This window comes from Cytobacillus sp. FSL R5-0377, from assembly GCF_038004385.1.
Taxonomy (GTDB): domain Bacteria; phylum Bacillota; class Bacilli; order Bacillales; family Cytobacillaceae; genus Cytobacillus.
Genome location: NZ_JBBORA010000001.1, coordinates 664,093 through 688,690, shown reverse-complemented (window position 1 = coordinate 688,690; position 24,598 = coordinate 664,093). Strand labels below are relative to the sequence as shown.

Annotated in this window: 21 protein-coding genes; all 21 read left to right on the top strand. The window is 42.1% G+C overall.

Annotated elements, in window-relative coordinates; translation table 11 throughout:
• The first annotated feature begins 61 nt into the window (after positions 1-61).
• Complete coding sequence (gene pyrH / locus NSQ49_RS03355) at positions 62-787, top strand: UMP kinase (protein ID WP_159862691.1); 726 nt, start codon at positions 62-64, stop codon at positions 785-787.
• Entirely contained in the window at positions 787-1,344 is a 558-nt protein-coding gene (gene frr, locus NSQ49_RS03350; protein ID WP_159862692.1) for a ribosome recycling factor, read from the top strand. The genes pyrH and frr overlap by 1 nt, the downstream gene beginning before the upstream one ends.
• A gap of 350 nt (positions 1,345-1,694) precedes the next feature.
• Positions 1,695-2,474 carry an isoprenyl transferase gene (locus tag NSQ49_RS03345; RefSeq protein WP_159862693.1) on the top strand — a complete coding sequence of 260 codons (780 nt, stop codon included), beginning with the start codon at positions 1,695-1,697 and terminating at the stop codon, positions 2,472-2,474.
• 17 nt (positions 2,475-2,491) lie between these two features.
• On the top strand, positions 2,492-3,286 hold the full coding sequence (locus tag NSQ49_RS03340) for a phosphatidate cytidylyltransferase (RefSeq protein ID WP_251282833.1): 795 nt from the start codon (positions 2,492-2,494) through the stop codon (positions 3,284-3,286).
• A 173-nt stretch (positions 3,287-3,459) separates the two neighbouring features.
• Positions 3,460-4,602: a 1-deoxy-D-xylulose-5-phosphate reductoisomerase gene (locus NSQ49_RS03335; RefSeq protein WP_251282834.1), complete on the top strand. Its 1,143-nt coding sequence runs from the start codon at positions 3,460-3,462 to the stop codon at positions 4,600-4,602.
• A gap of 228 nt (positions 4,603-4,830) precedes the next feature.
• A complete protein-coding gene (gene rseP, locus NSQ49_RS03330; protein ID WP_251282835.1) occupies positions 4,831-6,093 on the top strand; it encodes an RIP metalloprotease RseP in 1,263 nt (420 codons plus the stop codon).
• Positions 6,094-6,289: 196 nt separating this feature from the next.
• A complete protein-coding gene (locus tag NSQ49_RS03325) occupies positions 6,290-10,600 on the top strand; it encodes a PolC-type DNA polymerase III (RefSeq protein WP_251282836.1) in 4,311 nt (1,436 codons plus the stop codon).
• A gap of 270 nt (positions 10,601-10,870) precedes the next feature.
• Positions 10,871-11,338 (top strand): ribosome maturation factor RimP, encoded by a 468-nt coding sequence (gene rimP, locus NSQ49_RS03320; protein ID WP_159862698.1) that lies wholly within the window; start codon positions 10,871-10,873, stop codon positions 11,336-11,338.
• 253 nt (positions 11,339-11,591) lie between these two features.
• The gene (nusA, locus tag NSQ49_RS03315; RefSeq protein WP_159862699.1) at positions 11,592-12,749 is read left to right on the top strand and encodes a transcription termination factor NusA; all 1,158 of its coding nucleotides are present in this window, start codon (positions 11,592-11,594) and stop codon (positions 12,747-12,749) included.
• A 17-nt stretch (positions 12,750-12,766) separates the two neighbouring features.
• The gene (rnpM, locus tag NSQ49_RS03310) at positions 12,767-13,051 is read left to right on the top strand and encodes an RNase P modulator RnpM (protein WP_159862700.1); all 285 of its coding nucleotides are present in this window, start codon (positions 12,767-12,769) and stop codon (positions 13,049-13,051) included.
• Positions 13,048-13,350, top strand: coding sequence for a YlxQ family RNA-binding protein (locus NSQ49_RS03305; protein ID WP_159862701.1), 303 nt, complete (start codon positions 13,048-13,050; stop codon positions 13,348-13,350). Before rnpM ends, NSQ49_RS03305 begins: the two co-directional genes overlap by 4 nt.
• Before the next feature lie 19 nt (positions 13,351-13,369).
• Positions 13,370-15,598, top strand: coding sequence for a translation initiation factor IF-2 (gene infB / locus NSQ49_RS03300; RefSeq protein WP_159862702.1), 2,229 nt, complete (start codon positions 13,370-13,372; stop codon positions 15,596-15,598).
• Positions 15,598-15,879, top strand: a complete 282-nt coding sequence (locus tag NSQ49_RS03295; RefSeq protein WP_061791030.1) for a DUF503 domain-containing protein — start codon at positions 15,598-15,600, stop codon at positions 15,877-15,879. Before infB ends, NSQ49_RS03295 begins: the two co-directional genes overlap by 1 nt.
• A gap of 16 nt (positions 15,880-15,895) precedes the next feature.
• A complete protein-coding gene (rbfA, locus tag NSQ49_RS03290) occupies positions 15,896-16,276 on the top strand; it encodes a 30S ribosome-binding factor RbfA (RefSeq protein WP_159862703.1) in 381 nt (126 codons plus the stop codon).
• Between the two features lie 66 nt (positions 16,277-16,342).
• Complete coding sequence (truB, locus tag NSQ49_RS03285; protein ID WP_251282837.1) at positions 16,343-17,260, top strand: tRNA pseudouridine(55) synthase TruB; 918 nt, start codon at positions 16,343-16,345, stop codon at positions 17,258-17,260.
• Positions 17,261-17,317: 57 nt separating this feature from the next.
• Positions 17,318-18,268, top strand: a complete 951-nt coding sequence (gene ribF / locus NSQ49_RS03280) for a bifunctional riboflavin kinase/FAD synthetase (protein ID WP_159862705.1) — start codon at positions 17,318-17,320, stop codon at positions 18,266-18,268.
• 122 nt (positions 18,269-18,390) lie between these two features.
• Positions 18,391-18,660, top strand: a complete 270-nt coding sequence (rpsO, locus tag NSQ49_RS03275) for a 30S ribosomal protein S15 (protein WP_009330698.1) — start codon at positions 18,391-18,393, stop codon at positions 18,658-18,660.
• Between the two features lie 315 nt (positions 18,661-18,975).
• Positions 18,976-21,096 carry a polyribonucleotide nucleotidyltransferase gene (pnp, locus tag NSQ49_RS03270; RefSeq protein WP_159862706.1) on the top strand — a complete coding sequence of 707 codons (2,121 nt, stop codon included), beginning with the start codon at positions 18,976-18,978 and terminating at the stop codon, positions 21,094-21,096.
• Between the two features lie 184 nt (positions 21,097-21,280).
• Complete coding sequence (locus NSQ49_RS03265; RefSeq protein WP_159862707.1) at positions 21,281-22,288, top strand: polysaccharide deacetylase family protein; 1,008 nt, start codon at positions 21,281-21,283, stop codon at positions 22,286-22,288.
• Between the two features lie 42 nt (positions 22,289-22,330).
• Positions 22,331-23,566: a M16 family metallopeptidase gene (locus tag NSQ49_RS03260; RefSeq protein WP_159862708.1), complete on the top strand. Its 1,236-nt coding sequence runs from the start codon at positions 22,331-22,333 to the stop codon at positions 23,564-23,566.
• Positions 23,567-24,055: 489 nt separating this feature from the next.
• The gene (locus tag NSQ49_RS03255) at positions 24,056-24,310 is read left to right on the top strand and encodes a YlmC/YmxH family sporulation protein (RefSeq protein ID WP_159862709.1); all 255 of its coding nucleotides are present in this window, start codon (positions 24,056-24,058) and stop codon (positions 24,308-24,310) included.
• Positions 24,311-24,598: the final 288 nt, after the last annotated feature.

Genomic DNA, 24,598 nt, shown 5'->3' with positions numbered 1-24,598 from the left:
TAAATCCAGTAATAGCGCTTTTAAAGCGCATGAGCTTTTTATACTACATATGGAGGTTCTTATGAGCAGCCCAAAATTCAAACGCGTGGTCTTGAAATTAAGTGGAGAAGCTTTAGCAGGAGAGCAAGGCTTCGGAATTAATCCTTCAGTGATTAAATCAATTGCTGAACAGGTTAAGGATCTGGCTGAACTAGGTGTTGAAGTTGCTGTTGTTGTCGGCGGCGGAAACATCTGGAGGGGTAAGATCGGAGAAGAAATGGGTATGGACAGAGCAAACGCCGACTATATGGGCATGCTTGCAACCGTCATGAACTCATTGGCATTACAGGATAGCCTTGAGAATCTTGGAGTGGAGACAAGGGTTCAAACCTCAATTGAGATGAGACAGGTTGCTGAACCGTACATCCGCAGAAGAGCCATCCGCCATCTTGAGAAAAAGCGGGTTGTAATCTTTGCTGCAGGAACCGGAAATCCTTACTTCTCTACTGATACTACAGCAGCATTGCGAGCAGCAGAAATTGAAGCAGAAGTAATTCTTATGGCGAAAAACAATGTGGATGGCGTCTATTCGGCTGATCCACGCGTTGATAAAAACGCAAAAAAATATGATGAACTTTCCTATCTTGATGTATTGAAAGAAGGATTGGCTGTAATGGATTCTACAGCATCTTCTTTATGCATGGATAACAATATTCCATTAATAGTCTTTTCAATCATGGAAAAAGGCAATATTAATCGCGCCGTAATGGGTGAAACAATCGGAACAATCGTTAGGGGGAAAAAATAATGCCAAAACAAGTTATTGCAGATGCAAAAGAAAGAATGACTAAAGCAATTTCAGCTTATACGAGAGAGCTTGCGAGCATCCGTGCAGGTAAAGCCAATGCTTCTTTGCTTGATCGCATCACTGTTGATTACTATGGTGCGCCGACACCTGTTAACCAGCTTGCCGGGGTATCTGCTCCTGAAGCACGCCTTTTAGTCATAACTCCTTATGACAAATCAATTTTGGGCGAAATTGAAAAGGCCATCCTGAAATCTGATATCGGCTTAAACCCCTCAAATGACGGAAGTGTAATCAGACTTGCTATTCCACAGCTTACAGAAGAACGCCGTAAAGAGCTTGTTAAGGTGGTTAAAAAAGAATCAGAAGAAGCAAAAGTAGCCATCCGAAATGTTCGTCGCGATGCCAATGATGACCTGAAAAAACTTGAGAAAAATGGAGAAATCACTGAAGATGATCTTCGCGGTTTTTCTGATGATATTCAAAAACTTACTGATGACCACATCAGCCAGATTGACGAATTGACAAAGGAAAAAGAAAAAGAAATCCTTGCAGTCTAATTGATGCTATAGTTAGAACCCTCTATCAATAGGGGGTTCTTTTACTCTTTGGGAAAGCATACATAATCTGATCAGGCGTTTAGGCGTTTACTCTGCTGAAATATGCTATGAAGGCAATTTCCTGACCTGAATTAACTTCTGGCAACATACTCTTTTATAGAGATATATTTAATTATTTTTGGTATGATATTATCATGCGGAAAGAGGCAATCATTTTACCATTAGAATAATCTCTAAAAGATACTATGACTGAATCACAACTATCAATAAGCGGGAAAAGTCCCTTGCTAATTGAAGTTTCACACTTTGTCTTTTATCGGAGGATTAACCTATTTTAAAGGAGCAGACTTATGTTTGATAAAATGAAGTTATGGAAGTCCCAAAACAGTTCTTCCGATCTCCGAGAGAGAGTTAAAAAAATAAAAGAATTGCAAATTCCTGAGCATGTTGCCATCATTATGGATGGGAATGGCCGATGGGCAAAGAAGCGGGCGCTTCCAAGAGTAGCCGGCCACCATGAAGGAATGAAGGTTGTCCGAAAGATCACCAGATTTGCAAGTGATATAGGGGTGAAGACCCTAACTTTATACGCATTCTCAACTGAGAATTGGAAAAGGCCTAAGATGGAAGTGGACTTTCTTATGAAGCTGCCAGAAGAATTTCTGGGAACTTTCCTTCCAGAACTGATAGAAGAGAATGTACAAGTAAAAATGATTGGTTATTTCGATCACCTGCCTGCCCATACGCGCAAAGCAGTTTCCAAAGCGATGGAAGAGACAAAAAATAACACCGGCCTGGTGCTGAACTTTGCACTTAATTATGGAAGCAGAGCCGAGATACTCGAAGCCGTCAAGCATGTCTTAAATGATTGCAAAAGTGGTATAATGGATGAAAATGAATTAAATGAAGAAAAATTTTCATCCTACTTAATGACGGGCGGGCTTAAGGATCCCGATCTGCTGATTCGCACAAGCGGTGAGATCAGACTAAGCAATTTTATGCTTTGGCAGCTTGCATACACAGAATTCTGGTTTACGGATGTATTATGGCCGGATTTCAATGAAGAGCAAATGCTTGAAGCAATCGAAGTATTCCAAAGCCGCCAAAGGCGTTTTGGAGGAGTACAATAAAGGTGTTGAACTATTGAATGAAGCAGCGTATTATCACAGCAATTATTTTTGGTGCAATCCTCCTGCCAGTCATAATCTATGGGGGCATGCCAATCATTATCCTGGCATACTTGCTGGCATCCATTGCACTATATGAATTATTAAAAATGAGGAATTTAAGTTTATTCTCGATATCAGGTATTATTTCTTTACTTTTACTGTGGGTTTTCCTTCTGCCTAAAGAATATCAGTCAGTCCTGGACGACTTGAATTATACAAAAATTGAGGTAGCTCTCTTTGGGGTGCTTCTTTTCTTAACGTATACTGTAGCTACAAAAAATAAATTTACATTTGATGATGTGGCTTTTTCGATTATGTCTACTCTATACGTTGGCATTGGTTTCTACTACTTTATGGAGACCCGCTTCGCAGACCAGGGTCTGACCTATCTCTTTTTTGCATTATTCCTTATATGGGCGACAGATTCAGGTGCCTATTTTATAGGAAAAGCTATGGGAAAGAAAAAGCTTTGGCCTGAAATCAGCCCAAATAAGACTGTCGAAGGTTCACTTGGCGGTGTAGCCTGTGCGCTTCTGGTTGCAGTATTATTTATTATTTTTACAGATATTGATGAATCTCTGCTGGGGCTTTTGGTAATTACAGCCATCCTGTCCGTGTTTGGGCAAATAGGGGATTTAGTGGAATCAGCCTTAAAGCGTCATTATAATGTAAAAGACTCAGGAAATATTCTGCCTGGCCATGGGGGAATTCTGGACCGTTTTGACAGTTTGTTATTCGTCCTGCCATTGCTGCACTTTTTTCACCTGCTGTAAACTTAAAGAGCAGGACCTTTTGGACACTAGATAATTGTTAGGCTCCAGCGTCTGCCGCCTCAAAAGACATAAGCCGTTGCTCCAGAAAGGCAAAGATCGCTTTTCACTGATGCTTGACTTGTGCTTTTCAGGGGTGAGCGAGGCGCTTCCGCTTTTCTTATTAGGAGGAGACTATGAAACATATCAGTTTGATGGGGGCTACAGGGTCTATTGGTACGCAGACTCTCGATATAATTAAGGAGCACCCGGAGGAATTTAAGCTGGCAGCCATGTCTGCCGGCAGGAATATAGATCTTGCCAGGAAGATTATCTCTGACTTTCAGCCAGAACTTGTCTCACTAACAGAAAAAAGTTCTGCAGATATTCTTAAAGCGGAGTTTCCCGGCATAACATTTACATATGGACATGATGGTTTGGTGGAAGTCGCTGTTTACGAAAAATCAGAGGTACTGGTTAATGCTGTATTAGGCAGTGTTGGCCTTAACCCCACCATGCAGGCGATTGAGGAAAAGAAAACAATTGCCATCGCGAATAAGGAAACGCTTGTAACGGCCGGCCATCTGGTCATGGAAGCAGCAAAGCGAAATGGTGTAGCTCTCCTGCCTGTAGACAGTGAACACTCTGCAATTTTTCAATCCCTCCAGGGGGAAAAAGAAAAAAATATTGAAAGGCTCATTTTAACAGCTTCGGGAGGCAGTTTCAGAGACCGCTCCCGCAAGGAACTGGAGAATGTGACTGTTGAAGAGGCGCTTAATCATCCGAATTGGTCAATGGGAGCAAAGATCACCATCGATTCTGCCACTATGATGAATAAGGGACTTGAAGTTATTGAAGCGCATTGGCTTTTCTCCATTGATTACAGTAAAATAGATGTCCTTCTTCATAAAGAAAGCATTATCCATTCCATGGTGGAATATCATGACAGCAGTGTAATCGCACAGCTAGGCACGCCTGATATGAGAGTGCCTATACAATATGCTTTAACATATCCTGACAGGCTTCCGCTGCGGACAGCAAAACGGCTGAATCTTGCTGAGATTGGCAAGCTGCATTTTACAGAAATGGATTTTAATCGTTTTCGCTGCCTGAAATTTGCCTATGAAGCTGGAAAAGCTGGCGGTTCAATGCCAGCCGTATTAAATGCAGCGAATGAAGCTGCTGTTGCTGCATTCCTGGATGGAAAGATAACATTCCTGCAAATAGAAGATTTCATCGAAAGAGCACTGGACAGCCATGATATTATCTCAAATCCAAGTCTGAATGAAATTATGGAAACAGATTTGGAAACGAGAAAATATGTCAGCTCACTTTTATAAGCTCGTGTTCAAGTGCTGAAGAGTGTGTAACAGAATTTAACTTTAGGCTGTTTTCGCAAAGTTTGCTGTTATTTGAATTATATTTATTGAGCTGATTACAGCGAGCATCCCTTCGCTGCAAGCAACAGACGGCATTGACAAGCGAAAAAACAATTTAGACGAAAGTGCCTAACTTTATGCACTTACCAGCGGCATTTGAGCAACCTCTAAAAAAAAGGTGGTTAAAACTTGAGTACAGTAATAGCCTTTATTATTATTTTCGGGGCACTGGTATTTTTTCATGAACTCGGACATTTAATATTTGCAAAAAGAGCAGGAATACTCTGCCGGGAATTTGCAATTGGATTCGGGCCAAAGGTGTTTTCCTTTAAAAAAGCTGAGACAGTATACACAATTCGTCTTCTGCCAATCGGCGGGTTTGTACGTATGGCCGGTGAAGATCCTGAAATGGTGGAAATCAAGCCCGGCTATCGCATTGGCTTAATCCTTGATAAAAATGAGGAAGTCAGCAAAATTATTTTAAACAACAAAGATAAATATCCTGATGCAAGAATTGTTGAAGTTGAAGATGCTGATACAGAGCATGACTTAATAATAAAAGGTTATGTTGAGGGCGAAGAGGATGAGTCAATCCAAAACTTTAAAATTAGCCGTTCAGCTGTACTGGTTGAGGATGGTGCCGAAACGCTCATTGCTCCGTATGACCGTCAGTTTGCATCAAAGACCTTAGGTCAGCGAACAATGGCGATTTTTGCAGGCCCAATGATGAATTTTGTTTTGGCTTTTATCGTTTTTGTACTAATAGCCTTATTGCAGGGGATTCCAACAAATGAACCTGCCCTTGGCAAGCTGACTCCTGATGGTGCAGCATATGAAGCTGGCCTTAAGGAAGGCGATGTAGTTCAAAGTGTGGATGGAGCCGAGATATCAAGCTGGTCAGATGTAGTGGAAATCATTAGAAAGAATCCAAGTGAAGAACTGGAATTTCTAGTGGAAAGAAACGGCCAGGAGCATACCATTTCGGTTACACCAAAGGTTCAGGATGTAGAAGGTGAAAAAATAGGAATAATTGGTGTTTATAGCCCGATGGAAAAGTCTCCATTAAAGGCAATTACCTACGGAGCCAAGGAAACCTATTTCTGGACGAAAGAAATTTTTGTTATGCTTGGCAAACTTGTCACGGGCCAGTTTTCAATTGATGCATTATCAGGTCCGGTAGGTATCTATGTTTCAACAGATACTGTGGCCAAATCCGGTATTTACTATCTGATGAAATGGGCAGGAATTCTAAGTATTAATCTTGGAATAATGAACCTGCTTCCAATTCCTGCGCTTGATGGCGGAAGATTAATGTTCTTTGCAGTTGAGGCTGTAAGAGGAAAGCCAATTGACCGTCACAAAGAAGGAATGGTCCATTTTATTGGTTTTGCTCTATTAATGCTATTAATGCTGGTGGTCACTTGGAACGATATTCAGAGATTTTTCCTGTAAAAAGTGAATCCAGGATTACTGCATAAAAAATGTGTATGATCCTCTAAGTCAGACGAAAAAACGGGTTCCAAAATGGAATCCGTTTTTTCAATCACTACATGAAGCGATATGTTATAATTAAGTCCGTCTGTTTTTTATTGCACATAAAATTTAACTTAAAAATAGAAACCAAGATTAATGGATGGGAGAGAGAAAGATGAGCGAACCTTCTAAATTTCAGCTCTTGCTCCAGCAGATGCAGCTAACTGAGGATGCCTTTGTTCAGCACTTTCATGATGCCCAGATCGAAAGGGTCATAGTCGAAAGACAGTCACGGAAATGGCACTTTTATTTTGCTTTTCCAAAGATAATGCCCTGCAGTGTATATAGCCGTTTCACAAATCAGCTTGAAAAGACATTTTCCCACATCGCAGAAGTTTCATATAGCATCTCTGTGAGAAATCAAGATTTTACTGAACAGCTTGTACTTGAATACTGGCATAACTGCATTAAAGAAATGGATGGAATGGCACCGCCGCTTTTAAAGCTACTGAATGAACAGGTTCCTTCTGTACAGGGCAACAAACTTATCATTAAAGTCCGTAATGATTTAGAAGGATTATCTATTAAGAAAAAATATGCCGGCATTATTTCAGATGTTTTCCAAGTTTTTGGCTTTCCTGCCCTAACAGTGGACACTGAAGTAGCCGCTGATGGTTCCAATGAAGAATATGAAAAATTTATGGAAGCCAAACGCAAAGAAGATCAAGAGCGTGGTCTCCAGGCAGCAATCGAGATGCAGAAGAAAGAAGCGGAAGCTGAATCTGCAGATCACACTGCACCACAGGGGCCGCTAACAATCGGTCTTACCATTAAGGACGATGCAGATTACCGCAAATTGATTGATATTATAGATGAAGAGCGCCGAGTAGCTATTGAGGGCTACGTGTTTGCTGCTGAAACAAGAGAGCTCCGCAGCGGCCGGACACTATTAACTTTTAAAATTACGGATTATACCAGCTCCATCCTGGTAAAAATGTTCTCCCGTGATAAAGAGGATGCCGCTCTATACCAGCATATTCAAAAAGGAATGTGGCTAAAGGTCCGAGGAAGCATTCAGAACGATACTTTTGTCCGTGACCTGGTTATGATCGGCAACGATATTAATGAAATCAAACCAATTCAAAGGCAGGATACATCGCCTGCTGACGAAAAAAGGGTTGAACTGCATCTTCATACACCAATGAGTCAAATGGATGCAGTTTCATCAGTCAGTGCACTGGTTTCCCAGGCGAAGAAATGGGGCCATAAAGCAGTCGCCATTACAGACCATGCTGTTGCCCAATCATTCCCTGAAGCCTATGGTGCCGGGAAAAAGAATGATATTAAGATTTTGTATGGAATTGAAGCAAACCTTGTAGATGATGGTGTGCCGATTGCATATAATGATGCGCATCGCAAGCTTGCTGATGACACCTTTGTTGTATTTGATGTTGAAACAACCGGCTTATCAGCTGTATATGATACGATTATTGAACTTGCAGCAGTTAAAATTCATGATGGCGAAATCATTGACCGATTTGAATCATTTGCAAACCCTCATCACCCTTTATCCGCAACTACCATTAATCTGACTGGAATAACAGATGATTTGGTGGAAAATGCACCGGAAGTGGAAGATGTTCTAAAGAAATTTCATGAATGGACAGGAGATGCTATTTTAGTAGCTCATAATGCTTCTTTCGACATGGGCTTTTTGAATGTGGGCTATAAAAAGATCGGTATTGGAAAAGCGCCTAATCCTGTAATAGATACTCTTGAACTCGCACGTTTTTTATTTCCCGACATGAAAAACCACCGTCTGAATACCCTTGCCAAGAAATTCGATGTAGAACTCACCCAGCATCACCGTGCTATATACGATGCGGAAGCAACAGGCTATCTGCTTCTTAAGATGCTAAAAGGCGCAGAGGGAAAAGGGATCGAATATCATGATCAATTCAATGATAATATGGGTCAGGGAAATGCTTATCAGCGTGCAAGGCCGGCCCATTGCACCCTGCTGGCACAAACGGAAGCCGGTCTGAAAAATCTTTTTAAACTCGTATCCATCTCTCATATGGAATACTTTTACAGAGTGCCGCGGATTCCCAGGTCAGTTCTTCAAAAACATCGCGAAGGAATACTGGTAGGTTCCGGATGTGATAAAGGGGAAGTTTTTGAAGGCATGATGCAGAAATCTCCAGATGAAGTAGAAGATACAGCACAATTCTATGATTATCTTGAAGTGCATCCAAAAGCCGTTTATGCACACCTTTTAGAGCTTGAACTTGTAAGAGATGAAAAAGCGCTGGAAGAAATCATCAGCAATATTGTAAAGCTGGGGGACAAGCTTGGCTTGCCGGTAGTCGCGACAGGCAATGTCCATTACCTGAATCCAAATGATAAAATCTATCGGAAAATCCTTGTTAATTCACAGGGCGGAGCGAATCCGCTGAATCGCCATCAGCTTCCGGATGTTCATTTCAGGACTACCAATGAAATGCTTGACGCTTTTTCATTTCTGGGCAAAGAAAAAGCGAAGGAAATTGTTGTTGAGAATACGAACAAAATTGCTGATATGATTGAAGAAATAAAGCCGATAAAAGATGATTTGTATACGCCAAAAATCGAAGGCGCAGATGAAGAGATGCGCAGCATGAGTTACGGAATGGCAAGAAAGATTTATGGTGATCCACTTCCTGAGATCGTGGAAGCACGCTTAGAAAAAGAACTTAAAAGTATTATTGGACATGGTTTCGCGGTTATCTATCTGATTTCTCATAAGCTGGTAAAAAAATCATTGGATGACGGCTATCTGGTTGGTTCCCGTGGTTCTGTCGGCTCATCATTTGTTGCGACGATGACCGAGATCACGGAGGTAAACCCGCTGCCGCCGCATTACGTTTGCCCTGAATGCAAAACATCTGAGTTTTTCAATGATGGGTCAGTGGGCTCCGGCTTTGACTTGCCTGATAAAAATTGTCCTGGCTGCGGAGCTAAATATAAAAAAGATGGACATGATATTCCGTTCGAAACGTTCCTTGGTTTTAAGGGGGATAAGGTTCCCGATATTGACTTGAATTTCTCTGGTGAATACCAGCCTAGAGCCCATAACTATACAAAGGTGCTATTCGGCGAGGATTATGTATATCGCGCAGGAACAATCGGTACTGTTGCCGATAAAACGGCTTATGGCTACGTCAAAGCGTATCAGAACGATAATAATCTGCAAATAAGAGGTGCGGAGATTGACAGGCTGGCTTCCGGATGTACAGGGGTAAAGCGAACTACCGGACAGCATCCGGGCGGTATCATTGTTGTGCCGGATTACATGGATATTTACGACTTTTCGCCAATTCAGTTCCCTGCAGATGACAGGACATCGGAATGGAAAACAACCCATTTTGACTTCCATTCTATTCACGATAATCTGTTAAAACTTGATATACTGGGTCACGATGATCCGACCGTTATAAGGATGCTTCAGGACCTGAGCGGAATTGACCCAAAAACTATTCCCACAGATGATCCGGAAGTAATGAAAATTTTCAGCGGGCCTGAATCACTTGGTGTGACCGAAGACCAAATCATGTGTAAAACAGGAACGCTTGGCATTCCCGAATTTGGTACGCGATTTGTCCGCCAGATGCTCGAAGATACCAAGCCGACCACTTTCTCAGAACTTGTTCAGATTTCCGGCCTTTCTCATGGTACGGATGTCTGGCTCGGAAATGCCCAGGAATTAATTCATAATAACATTTGTAATCTTAGCGAAGTAATCGGCTGCCGTGATGATATAATGGTTTATTTAATTTATCAGGGCCTCGAACCTGCTTTTGCTTTCAAAATAATGGAATCTGTCCGTAAGGGTAAAGGCCTGAGCGATGAGATGGAAGCCGAAATGAGAAAGAACGAGGTCCCTGAATGGTATATTGATTCCTGTAAAAAGATTAAATACATGTTCCCCAAAGCCCATGCGGCTGCTTATGTATTAATGGCTGTCCGGATTGCGTACTTCAAAGTGCACCATCCGCTCCTTTACTATGCAGCATATTTTACAGTCCGCGCAGAGGACTTTGACGTGGATGCAATGGTTAAAGGATCACAGGCAATACGTGCTCGAATCGAAGAAATCAATGCAAAGGGACTTGAAGCTTCAACGAAAGAAAAGAATCTTTTAACTGTAATGGAACTGGCATTGGAAATGAACGAAAGGGGCTTTAACTTCCAGAAGGTGGACTTGTACCGCTCAAGTGCAAGTGAGTTTATCATTGAAGGCAATTCTTTGATCCCGCCGTTTAATTCCATTCCGGGTCTGGGTACAAACGCAGCATTCAATATAGTTAAAGCAAGAGAAGAAGGGGAATTCCTATCGAAGGAAGACCTGCAGCAGCGCGGAAAAGTATCTAAGACGATAATCGAGTATCTCGATAATCATGGCTGCCTGGAATCCCTTCCGGAACAAAATCAGCTGTCCCTATTCTAAAAAAAAGACCAGCAAAGGGTCCAAACCCTTCTGCTGACAGCTATTCCATTTGCATAAAAAAATTGGTTATGGTATAGTTTTATTGGAAATACTAAGAATAACTCTCGCAAAAGGAAGAGTGGGGCAACCCACTCTTTCGTGTTGTGTACGGTTTTTTCCTTAGATCGGATCTATGTTAAAACTATATGTTAATTAAAGTTTAGCAGAGCCAATATCTAATTGATTGAATGGAAAACACGCTTTAGAATTCAGTAAAAAGGAGGGATATGAATGAGCAAAGTGACTGAAACGGTGGAACAACTGGTCACCCCTATTGTGGATGAACTTAATTTAGAATTAGTCGACATTGAATATGTTAAAGAAGGGAAAGACTGGTTCCTTCGCGTATTTATTGATAAAGAAACTGGTGTTGATATCGAGGAATGCGGAATGGTCAGTGAAAGACTAAGCGAAAAGCTTGATGCTGAAGATCCGATTCCATACAACTATTTCTTGGAAGTTTCATCGCCGGGAGCTGAACGCCCTCTTAAAAAAGACAGTGATTTTGTAAAAGCAGTCGGCAAGAATGTTTTTATTAAAACTTACGAGCCAATTGACGGCGAAAAAACGTTCGAAGGTGTGTTAACCCAATTTGACGGCGAAACCGTTACGGTGGAAGTCAAAATTAAAACAAGGAAGAAAAATATTGAAATTCCTTATGAGAAGGTAGCGAATGCCCGTTTAGCCGTTGTTTTTTAATACCGGCTGATTGCGGGCTTGCTTATTAAGAAAAGCGGAGGCGCCTTGCCGGTAATGGAACGCAGTCTGAGAATTTCATAGCCTGTGGCAGCGTCGGCATGAGCCCCATCTGGTGTCTCACCTTAAAGGGGATAGGCGGCTTTTAGCTGTACGTGTATTGATGTCAAAAATCAATACTTGTCTTTCAGAAAAGCAAATTGCTGCTTTAGAGTTGATTATTTTTATAAGAGAAATAAAGGGGGATATAAATCTCATGAGCAGTGAACTTTTGGATGCTCTGACATTGCTTGAGAAAGAAAAAGGCATTTCTCGCGATGTGATTATCGAAGCCATTGAAGCAGCATTGGTGTCAGCCTATCGCAGAAACTTTAACCAGGCACAAAATGTGCGCATTGATTTAAACCTAGGGAACGGAACGATGAGAGTCTTTGCCCGCAAAGAAGTAGTGGATGAAGTATTTGATCCGCGTCTTGAGATCTCTGTTGAGGATGCTCAAAAAATCAATCCGAACTACCAGGTGGAAGATGTCGTTGAAATGGAAGTAACACCTAAGGATTTTGGCCGCATTGCTGCCCAGACAGCGAAACAGGTTGTTACCCAGCGTGTCCGTGAAGCGGAGAGAGGCATCATATATTCTGAATTTATCGACCGTGAAGAAGATATCATGACGGGAATTGTTCAGCGTACAGATCCTAAGTTCATCTATGTGAGCCTTGGAAAGATTGAAGCGATCCTTCCGGCGAACGAACAAATGCCAAATGAGCGTTATCAGCCCCATGACCGGATTAAAGTTTTTATTACAAAAGTAGAAAAGACTACAAAAGGACCACAAATTTTTGTTAGCAGAACCCATCCTGGCCTTCTGAAGAGATTATTTGAAATTGAAGTTCCTGAAATCTATGATGGAACTGTAGAAATTAAATCTGTTGCACGTGAGGCAGGAGACCGTTCCAAGATTTCGGTTCATTCAGACAATGAAGAAGTTGATCCGGTAGGTTCATGTGTAGGTCCTAAGGGCACACGTGTACAGGCGATAGTCAATGAGCTGAAGGGCGAAAAAATTGATATTGTAAAATGGTCTTCAGATCCGGTCGTATTCGTTGCAAATGCACTAAGTCCTTCAAAAGTGCTTGACGTAATCGTAAATGAAGAAGACAAAGCAACAACTGTTGTAGTTCCTGATTATCAGCTTTCACTGGCAATCGGAAAACGCGGTCAGAATGCGAGGCTTGCAGCAAAGCTTACAGGCTGGAAAATAGATATCAAATCAGAAACAGATGCCCGTGAAGCCGGAATTTATCCGAGGGATGAAAAACTGTTGAACTTTGATAATGATGATTATGAAAACGAAGAATACGAAAATGATGCAGACTTCGAATTTAATGATGAGCTTTTAGAGGAAAAAGAATAGGGAAGAGGTGAATGATCGTGAACAATCGTAAAAAAGTTCCTTTGCGAAAATGTGTCGCTACCGGTGAAATGAGGCCGAAAAAAGAACTCGTTCGCATCGTTCGCTCCAAAGACGGCGAAGTATCTGTTGACCCTACCGGAAAAAAATCAGGGCGCGGGGCTTATCTTTCCAAAGAAAAGGAAGCAGTTTTGTTAGCAAAGAAAAAGAATATCTTAGCCAATCATTTAGAAGTTTCCATAGATGATGCTATCTATGAAGAACTCTTGGAGTTAATAGAGAAGGAGAAACGGCAATCCAAATGAACTCAAATCAATGGATGTCATTGCTTGGCTTAGCCAATCGGGCACGGAAAATTACTTCGGGAGAAGAGCTTGCTGTTAAAGAGATTAGAAACGGCAAAGCAAAGCTTGTTTTGCTGTCTGCAGATGCATCCGCAAATACGGCAAAAAAAGTTACAGATAAATGTAAATCATATGGGGTTCCTTATAAGCTGATTCAAAATCGGGAAATACTCGGCAAGGCTATAGGGAAGGAAGCCCGCGTTGTAGTGGCAGTGTTAGATGCCGGATTTGCAAAAAAGCTGTTAACGTTGCTCGATTAATACTAGCGGGGGTGAAAGTATGAGTAAAATGCGCGTATATGAATATGCGAAAAAACATAACATTTCAAGCAAGGATGTTATTACAAAATTAAAAGACATGAATATTGAGGTTTCAAATCATATGACTACGATTGAGCCGGCGGCAGTCCAAAAGCTTGACGGTATTTTTATCAAGAATGGCAGCCAGGCTCAAAACCAGAGCAGCTCTCAAAACCAGCAGAGGCCTCAGGGAAATCAAAAACCGGCTTCAAATTCTAATGCTGGCAATTCGGCAGCTGCGAAAAGTAAGCCTCAGAATAGACCTGGTGAAAACAGAAGCCAGGGGCAGGGAAGCCAGGCCGGCAAAAACTTCTCCGGCAATAATAGGGGAAATAATGCCAACAGAAACAATAACAATAGAAACAATAACAATAACCGCAACAACAATAAGAATAAAAACAACAAAGGCAGACAGCAGCAGACGCATGTGGCTCCAGCTCCTAAAAAAGTGAAGGAACTGCCTTCAAAAATTACTTTCAGCGAATCACTGACTGTAGCAGAATTGGCAAAGAAGCTTCACCGCGAGCCATCTGAAATCATTAAAAAGTTATTTATGCTTGGTGTTATGGCAACCATTAACCAGGACCTTGACAAAGATGCCATTGAGCTGATCGCTGGGGAATATGGTGTAGAAGTAGAAGAAGAGGTATTAATTGATACAACCGATCTTGAAGTATACTTCGCAGAGGATGAAAATGCCGAACTAGTGGAACGCCCATCTGTTGTAACCATCATGGGACACGTTGACCATGGTAAAACAACATTGCTTGACTCCATCCGCAACACGAAAGTAACAGCTGGTGAGGCTGGTGGAATCACACAGCATATCGGAGCTTATCAAGTTGAAGAAAACGGCAAAAAGATTACATTCCTTGATACTCCAGGTCACGCAGCGTTTACGACTATGCGTGCCCGTGGAGCGAGTATCACAGATATTACAATTCTTGTTGTTGCAGCAGATGATGGTGTTATGCCGCAAACGGTTGAAGCGATCAACCATGCAAAAGCAGCAGAAGTTCCGATTATTGTGGCGGTAAACAAAATGGATAAGGAAGCAGCAAATCCTGACCGTGTAATGCAAGAATTGACTGAACATGGACTGGTTCCAGAGGCATGGGGCGGAGACACTATATTTGTTCCTATCTCAGCTATTAAAGGCGAAGGAATTGATGAGCTGCTTGAAATGATTCTTCTTGTAGGTGAAGTGGAAGAATACAAAGCAAATCCTAACCGCAATGCCGTTGGTACGGTTATCGAAGCACAGCTTGACAAAGGGCGAGGTTCAGTGGCAACCCTACTAGTGCAAAACGGTACATTGAAGGTAGGAGATCCAATTGTTGTCGGTAATACATTTGGACGTGTTCGTGCAATGGTTAACGATCTTGGCCGCCGTGTGAAAAATGCAGGACCATCTACACCAGTTGAAATTACAGGACTTAACGATGTTCCTCAAGCAGGTGACCGCTTCGCTGTTCTTGATGATGAAAAGACAGCACGCCAGATTGGTGAAGCTCGAGCACAGCAGGCATTGCAGGCTCAAAGAAATGAAAAAACCCGTGTAAGTCTGGATAACTTGTTTGAGCATATGAAACAGGGGGAAATGAAAGACTTAAACATCGTTGTGAAAGCGGACGTTCAAGGTTCAGCGGAAGCATTAACTGCTGCTCTTCATAAAATTGATGTAGAAGGTGTTAATGTACGTATTCTTCATACAGGTGTAGGTGCCATTAACGAGTCTGACATCACTTTAGCTGCTGCTTTCAATGCTATTGTGATTGGATTTAATGTACGTCCTGACAATAACGCGAAACGTGCAGCAGATGCAGAAAATGTTGACATCCGTCTGCACCGCATCATCTACAAAGTAATCGAGGAAATTGAATTGGCGATGCAGGGTATGCTTGATCCTGAGTTCCAGGAGAAAATTATCGGGCAGGCTGAAGTGCGCCAGACATTCAAAGTTTCCAAAATCGGTACCATTGCAGGTTCTTATGTTACGGACGGAAAAATCACCCGTGACAGCGGCGTGCGTTTAATCCGCGACGGAGTTGTAATTTTTGAAGGCGAAGTTGACGCTCTTAAGCGATTCAAAGATGACGCTAAAGAAGTAGCCCAAGGCTATGAGTGCGGTATTACCATCAAAAACTTCAATGACGTTAAAGAAGGCGACGTAATCGAAGCATATATTATGGAAGAAGTGGAACGTTAATGATAATTGGGCTCGCTGCCTGTGAATGTATCATTTATGACACACATTCTTTGAAAGAAAAACGGGCTGTTTTGCAGCGTATTCTAACCCGGCTGAAACAAAGATACAATGTTTCTGTATCTGAGGTGGACTACCAGGACCTATGGCAGCGGACTAAAATTGCCATTGTGGCCGTTTCGTCCACCCAGGTTTCAACTGAGCACGAGCTGCAAAATGCGCTGAAATTGATTGATTCGTTCCCGGAAATTGAACGGACAATTACAGATTTAGAGTGGCTTTAAGAAGAGGTGAAATAGAATGAGCCTTAGAGCAAATCGAGTTGGAGAACAGATGAAAAAAGAACTGGGCGAAATCATCAGTCGAAAAATCAAAGACCCGCGGGTTGGTTTTGTAACAGTCACTGATGTTCAAGTTACCGGGGATCTCCAGCAGGCAACCGTGTTTATCTCCGTTCTGGGTGATGAGGAACAGAGGGAAAATACGCTTCGCGGGCTGGCTAAAGCAAAAGGCTTTATCCGATCTGAAATCGGTCAGCGAATCCGGCTGCGGAAAACACCGGAAATTCTATTCGAGTTTGATGAATCAATCGACTACGGCAACCGTATTGAATCATTGCTACATCAAATTCAGGACGAAGACCGTTCCAAAGATGAGGAAAGCTCCAAAGAAGAAGAATAATGGAATGGATAGACATTGTGTCTATCCATTTTTTTCTAAACACAAACAGACAAGGTGGTACATAATATGGAAGGAATTTTGCCGCTTTTTAAACCTAAGGGTATGACATCCCATGATTGTGTTTTCAGGCTTCGGAAGATTTTGCGAATGAAAAAAATCGGACATACCGGAACACTGGACCCAGATGTGACAGGAGTACTTCCTATCTGCCTTGGGAGGGCAACAAAGGTGGCTGAATATATAACAGATGCAGGGAAGTCATATGAGGGAGAAGTCACAATCGGCTACTCTACGACAACAGAAGATGCCTCAGGTGACGTCGTGCAGAGAAAAGATGTTTCAGAACCTATTTCCAGAAAACAAGTAATGAAAGTACTTCAAAGCCTGACTGGGGAAATTACACAGACTCCTCCCCTGTATTCAGCAGTAAAGGTAAATGGGAAGCGCCTCTATGAATATGCAAGGCAGGGAATAGAGGTGGAACGGCCGACCCGGAAAGTCACAATCTATTCAATCGAGCTTCTCGATGACAGAGAGATGTTCGAGGGTGAGAATATTACCTTCCGTTTCCGTGTAGCCTGCAGCAAAGGTACATACATCCGTACGCTTGCTGTCATGATTGGATATGAGTTGGGATACCCCGCCCATATGTCTGACCTGATAAGGATCCAGTCGGCCTCACTGACACTTGAGGATTGCCTGACATTTGAAGAAATAGAAGAAAGAGCTGAGAAGGGGACAATGGCCGAAGTTCTTCGGCCTATGGAAGTAGCGCTTTCTCATTTGCCGAAATTTCAAATAAGTGATAAAGTAGCAGAGAAAGTTAAAAATGGGGCTGTATTAACTATTCCAGATCAATTGCTTGACACTAAAGGCCCAATCGCAGTAGAGGAAAAAGAGGGTCTTGTTCTGGCAATTTATGAGCATCACCCCAGCAAACCAGGGTTAATGAAGCCAGTAAAGGTGTTAAGGAATGATCAATAAGGAACTTGTTAAAAGCTGCACATTTATATAGGTCCAGAGAAAAGGTGAAATATTAATATGGAAGTTATTCATATACATCATCCCCATCGAATGGATAGTAACGAAATGCCTGAATTGGCAATAGCACTTGGATATTTTGATGGAGTTCATCTGGGTCACCAGAAAGTGATCCGTGAAGCAAAGTCAATAGCTGAACAAAAAGGATTAAAAAGTGCTGTCATGACATTCGATCCGCATCCCTCGGTTGTTTTGGGAAAAAGCATTCAGCATGTGGAGTATATTACACCCCTTGAGGATAAAATTGCAATAATGGCTGATCTCGGTATAGATTATTTGTTTATTATCAATTTTACACGGGAATTTGCTAATCTTCTGCCTCAGGAGTTTGTGGACCAATACCTAATTGGTCTTAATGCCAAGCATGTGGTGGCAGGCTTTGATTATTCCTATGGACGGATGGGACGCGGCACAATGGAAACTTTGCTGTTCCATTCGAGGGATCAATTTGATTATTCAGTAGTTGCAAAACTGGCAAAAGAAGACGAAAAAATCAGCTCTACGCGAGTAAGAAAATATATCCGTGAAGGGAAAACTGCTGAGCTGCCAGGCCTTTTAGGAAGATTTTATAGAACATCCGGAATCGTTATCCATGGTGATAAGAGAGGTCGTACAATTGGATTTCCCACAGCGAATGTGGACGTTTCTGAAGACAGTATCATCCCGCCGCCTGGCGTATATGCTGTAAGACTAGAAGTAGATGGCAGCTGGTATGAAGGTGTCTGCAATGTTGGCTACAAACCTACTTTTAATCAGGAAAAAGGGGACAGGCCATCTGTTGAGGTGCATATTTTTGATTTCTCTTCAGATATTTATGGCAGAAAGGTTACAGTTGAATGGCATAATCGCCTTAGAAGCGAAAGGAAATTTGCCGGCATTCAGGAGTTGATTGCCCAGATTGAAAAGGATAAACAGCAGACTGAGCAATATTTTGAGAAAAACAGGGTTTAGCCTTGCTTTTTGTCATAAAAAGTTGTATTCTAAGTAACGTACCAAATGAACCTTTGCTTGGCAAGTCGAGTCACCGACGCTTGCTCAGTAACAGGGGATTGAAAATTTAGGAGGTGAACCGGATGGCAATCACTAAAGAACGTAAAAATGAGCTAATCAATGAGTTCAAAACTCATGAAAGCGACACTGGATCTCCAGAAGTTCAAATCGCTGTCCTTACTGAAGAAATCAACAATTTGAACGACCATTTACGTACTCACAAGAAAGACCACCATTCACGTCGCGGTCTTTTGAAAATGGTTGGTAAGCGCCGTAACCTATTAACTTACCTTCGCAACAAAGACGTTGCACGTTACCGTGAGTTAATCAATAAGCTTGGCTTACGTCGATAATCAACAGAAGCGGGATTTTTTCCCGCTTTTTTATTAGCTTTAAAAACTTGAATTTTCTTCCTGATCATGTACATACATAACTTATTCTATTTTAGCAGACGGGAAAATTGTGCATACTATAGAATGCCTAATTTTATTATGATTAATGAGCATTTCATGCTTTTATATAAAACTGGACTGCTAACAGGCAAGGCTCATTAGCTTCTGCTTCTGTTACCGCAGGAATGCATGTTGAATATGCAGGATAATGAAAAATTAAACGGATCAGGCGGAAAAGAAGCCTGTCCTTAAGTGAATGCAGAGAGGGGTACAATTATGGGACAAGATAAACATGTCTACAGCCTTGATTGGGCTGGGCGCAAATTGACCGTAGAGATTGGCCAGCTGGCTAAACAGGCTAACGGTGCAGTTTTAGTGCGCTATGGTGATACTGTAGTTTTAAGTACAGCTACAGCATCAAAAGAACCGAAAAATCTGGATTTCTTTCCGCTGACAGTTAACTATGAAGAACGACTGTATGCTGTCGGAAAAATTCCTGGCGGTTTTATTAAGAGAGAGGGCCGTCCAAGTGAAAAAGCGATTTTGGCAAGCCGTTTAATTGACAGGCCAATTCGTCCATTATTCGCTGATGGTTTCAGAAATGATGTACAGGTTGTAAGCATGGTGATGAGTGTGGATCAAAATTGCTCATCAGAAATGGCTGCAATGTTCGGATCATCATTAGCCCTTTCTGTGTCAGATATTCCATTTGGCGGACCAATTGCGGGAGTCAGCGTAGGCCGCATCGATGGAGAATTCATCATTAATCCATCTGTAGAACAGGCTGAAAAAAGCGATATCAGCCTTGTTGTAGCGGGTACAAAAGATGCGATTAACATGGTTGAAGCAGGTGCAGAGGAAGTGCCTGAAGAAACAATGCTTGAAGCTATTATGTTTGGTCATGAGGAAATTAAACGCCTTATTGCTTTCCAGGAGGAAATTGCTTCTGAAATCGGGAAAGAAAAAATGGAGGTTGTTTTATACCAGGTTGACCAGGATTTAGAGGCTGAAGTTCGCGGCATCTGTGAAAAGGATATGATTAAAGCTATCCAGGTGCAGGAGAAACATGCCCGTGAAGCTGCCATTAAAGCAGTAAAAGAAGAAATCACAGCTAAATATGAAGCTGAAGAAGCAGATGACGACAAGCTGAAGCAAATCAAACAGATCCTAGATAAAATTGTTAAAGCTGAAGTGCGCCGCTTAATTACAGAAGATAAAGTGCGTCCGGATGGCCGCGGCTTGGATGTTATCCGCCCGCTGTCCTCAGAAGTAAATCTTCTGCCGCGCACACATGGTTCAGGTTTATTTACACGCGGTCAAACTCAGGCACTGAGCATTTGTACATTGGGAGCTCTTGGAGATGTACAGATTCTGGACGGGCTTGGAATTGAAGAAGAAAAAAGATTTATGCACCATTACAACTTCCCTAACTTCAGTGTAGGTGAAACTGGGCCAATCAGAGGGCCGGGCCGCCGTGAAATTGGGCATGGAGCTCTTGGAGAACGTGCTCTTGAGCCGATTATTCCTTCTGAGAAGGATTTCCCTTATACGATTCGCCTTGTATCTGAGGTGCTGGAATCAAATGGTTCAACATCACAGGCAAGTATTTGTGCAAGTACTTTGGCTATGATGGATGCAGGTGTGCCAATTAAAGCCCCAGTTGCCGGTATAGCAATGGGACTGATTAAATCAGGTGAACATTATTCAATTTTAACAGACATTCAGGGCATGGAAGATCACCTTGGCGACATGGACTTCAAAGTTGCAGGTACTTCTAAGGGAGTTACAGCTCTGCAAATGGATATTAAAATTGAAGGCTTGTCACGTGAGATTCTGGAGGAAGCATTGCAGCAGGCGAAGAAAGGCCGCATGCAGATTCTTGAGTCAATGCTGAGCACTATTGAACAGCCAAGAAAAGAGCTGTCTGAATACGCTCCTAAGATTCTGATGATGTCAATCAACCCTGATAAAATTCGTGATGTTATTGGGCCAAGCGGAAAGCAGATCAATAAGATCATCGAAGAAACAGGCGTTAAGATTGATATTGAACAAGATGGAACAGTATTCATTTCATCTGTAAATGAAGAGATGAATCAAAAAGCGAAGAAAATTATTGAAGATATCGTACGTGAAGTAGAAGTTGGACAAATGTATCTGGGTAAGGTAAAACGGATTGAAAAATTCGGTGCATTCGTTGAAATCTTCTCAGGTAAAGATGGATTAGTCCACATTTCTGAGCTTGCTGAAGAGCGTGTAGGGAAAGTGGAGGATGTTCTTTCAATTGGAGACGAACTTCTGGTAAAAGTTACTGAAATCGATAAGCAAGGCCGCGTAAATCTTTCCCGCAAAGCCGTATTGCGTGAACAGCGTGAGCAAAAGGAAAAAGCACAGCAATAATACTAACTTCTATTTAAAAGGAGAAGCATTTTTGCGGGCGATCTTTCCTAAAAGCCAGGGGAAACCCTGGCTTTTTACATATGTGAATTACTATAGGCTTTTGCCTTAACCTGCATACTTGATATGTGGTTCCGTTCTACCTTGTCCCTTCGAATCATACTATGAATTGAAGGAGGCATGAAGAATGAGAAAGTTTATCCATATTACTATCATGTTTGTGATGGCACTTTTTTTTATCAATAATCCTTTTACTGATCAGTATGTAACAGGCCTTAAACCAGAAACAGATGCCGTAACTGTTTCTAAGCCGAAGGATTCACTATATGAAGAAATAACAGTAAAAAAAGAGGAATACAGTATTCCTGCACAGGATGCAATAATAGACCCTGTATGGAAAGCGATTCCCGGTCTTAACGGGATGGAAGTAGATGTCGAGGCATCATATAAAAAAATGAAGCCGGGTAAAAAGTTCAATGAGGATAAGCTTGTATTTAAAAAAATTGAACCGAAGGTGAGGTTAAAGGATCTGCCTCCGTCACCTGTCTATAAAGGCCATCCAGATAAACCGATGGTCAGCTTCGTCATTAATGTGGCATGGGGGAATGAATATTTGTCCGATATGCTGGCTACTTTAAAGAAACATAATGTGTCTGCAAGTTTTTTTCTTGAAGGAAGATGGGTAAAGAATAATCCGGAACTTGCCAGAATGATTATCGATGCAGGCCACGAAGTAGGCAACCATTCGTACACTCACCCGGATATGAAAGTGATTTCTTCAGCCAGGACAAGGGAAGAAATACAAAAGACAAATGATGTGATTGAAGCCACAATGGATGAGAAACTCAGTAAGCCTATTACGTGGTTTGCTCCTCCAAGCGGCAGCTATAGAGATGAAACAGTTAAGATTGCTGCCGAGAAAAACCTTGGCACTGTCATGTGGACTGTAGATACAGTGGATTGGAGGAAGCCCTCGCCGGATGAGCTGATAAACAGAGTGTTATCAAAAGTTCATAATGGAGCACTAATTCTAATGCATCCTACAGAATCCACCGAAAGGTCACTTGATAGACTTATAACAGGACTTAAGCAGATGAACCTCGAGATTGGAACCGTATCCGAGCTGTTAAGCGAAGAGAGAATCCAAAATAATAATCAGGATTTTGGAAAAAATAACAATAATAATATAAACTAATGTAAGCAGATGTCTTAGTGTTTCAGAACAGGAGGAATTTATTTGATCAAGAAATATACATGCCAAAACGGAGTAAGAGTCGTACTGGAAAATATTCCAACCGTCCGTTCTGTAGCGATAGGAGTATGGATTGGAACAGGTTCACGAAATGAGATTCCCGAAAATAATGGGATATCTCATTTCCTTGAGCATATGTTCTTCAAAGGAACGAAAACAAGATCAGCCCGGGAAATTGCCGAAAGCTTTGATAGCATTGGCGGGCAGGTGAATGCATTCACTTCAAAAGAATATACATGTTACTACGCAAAAGTACTGGATACCCATTCTGATTTTGCTCTTGAAGTGCTTTCTGATATGTTTTTTAACTCCACATTTGTGGATGAGGAATTGAACAAAGAAAAGAATGTTGTGTACGAAGAAATTAAAATGTATGAAGATACGCCTGATGATATCGTTCATGACCTTTTGAGCAAAGCTATCTACGAAGACCACTCACTTGGTTATCCGATTCTTGGCACTGAAGGAACGCTTGCCACGTTTAATGGTGAAACATTAAAGCAGTATATGAATGAAACATACACACCTGAAAATGTCGTGATTTCCATTGCCGGAAATATCGAGGAATCTTTCATTAAGGAAGTTGAAAAATACTTTGGCTCCTACGAAGGCGGTAAGAGAGAACGAACAGAGCAGAAGCCTGAGTTTCATTCGAACCATCTTGCCCGTAAAAAGGATACCGAGCAGGCTCACCTTTGCTTAGGGTTCGAGGGATTGCAGGTAGGGCATGAGGATATCTACAATCTGATTGTTTTAAACAATATTTTGGGCGGAAGCATGAGCAGCCGTCTATTCCAGGATGTCAGGGAACAAAAAGGACTGGCTTATTCTGTTTTCTCCTATCATTCTGCCTTCCAGGATAGCGGTATTGTGACGCTTTACGGCGGAACAGGTGCTAAACAGCTGGATGTTCTTTTTGATACGATTCAGGAAACTCTTGCCACTCTGAAAAAAGAAGGCATCACAGATAAAGAGCTGAATAACAGTAAAGAACAGCTCAAAGGTAGCTTAATGCTAAGCCTTGAAAGCACAAACAGCAGGATGAGCCGAAATGGCAAAAATGAACTGCTTCTTGGCCGCCATCGGTCTATGGATGAAATTGTCGATGAAATCGATGCAGTTACCATGGAGGGCGTAAATAATATGGCAAATTCCATTTTCACAGATCGTTATTCTGTGGCTTTAATTAGCCCGGAAGGTGAACTTCCGAAAAATCTTTAATATTGAGGTATGATTGCAAATTTAGGGAAACAGCCTGCTCGAGCAGGCTGTTTCATTTTTATATATAACTTTCCTGCTCCAGCCCCTGCCATTCGAGGTCATAATCCTGTCTAGCTGCGGCTCCCAGGACTCGGGGGCATATGCCGTTTCCTTTCAGAAGGAAAAACGCCTGCTTAAAGGAACGGTTTTTGCCTGGCGCCCCTGGGCGAGTCGCTTCCACTTTTCGAGCAAGCTTCCTATAAAAACAATGAATGTATTTCCGGTAAGATTTTTTTGTGTTTGGCCCTATGACCGGCATCCAGCCGTTGCCACGGGACATGGAAAGCTGAGGCATACGGCAGCGATATATCAAACGACCAAAAGGGGCAGCTTTTGGTCCCAGTTTTCGTTCCTTCGTTAACTGGGCGCTTTCGCTTTTCTTTGTCCAGGACTTCTAAAACTTCCGGCTAAGCGATAAAAATATAGAGAAGGAGAAAAGGAGGGCGGATAATGAGGTTAAGTGAACTGAGCGGAAAGGAAATTGTGGATGTGAAGCGTGCCGAGCGGCTGGGGGTACTTGGGCAGACAGACCTTGAGATAAATGAAAAAAATGGACAGATTCAGGCATTGCTCATCCCCTCATTAAAGTGGTTCGGTTTCATGCGCCAGGGAGACGAAATCCGGGTTTCATGGCAGCATATCAAGAAGATTGGCAATGACATGATCATTATTGATATTCCTGAATCGGAAGAAGATCAGGATTAATTTAAACGAAAGGGCCTAGTCAGGTCCTTTTTGTATGGCTGTTTTCGGAAGGTTTGGTGCTTTTTGTATCTTATTTACAGATTTTATTGCAGCGGAAGGTCCTGAGATCCTCGAAAATGCATGCGCATTTTCTTCGTTCAGTGTGCTTTCGAGGAAGTTTCAACCTCCAGCGGCTTAGCGGGACAGATAAAACCCGTCAGGCGCGAAGTTGTCAGAGAGGCTCACCGCCCGCCCATCCGCGGTTCGCTGAGCAGCCCGGGAAAAACAAAGGTCAGCATTTAGAGGCGA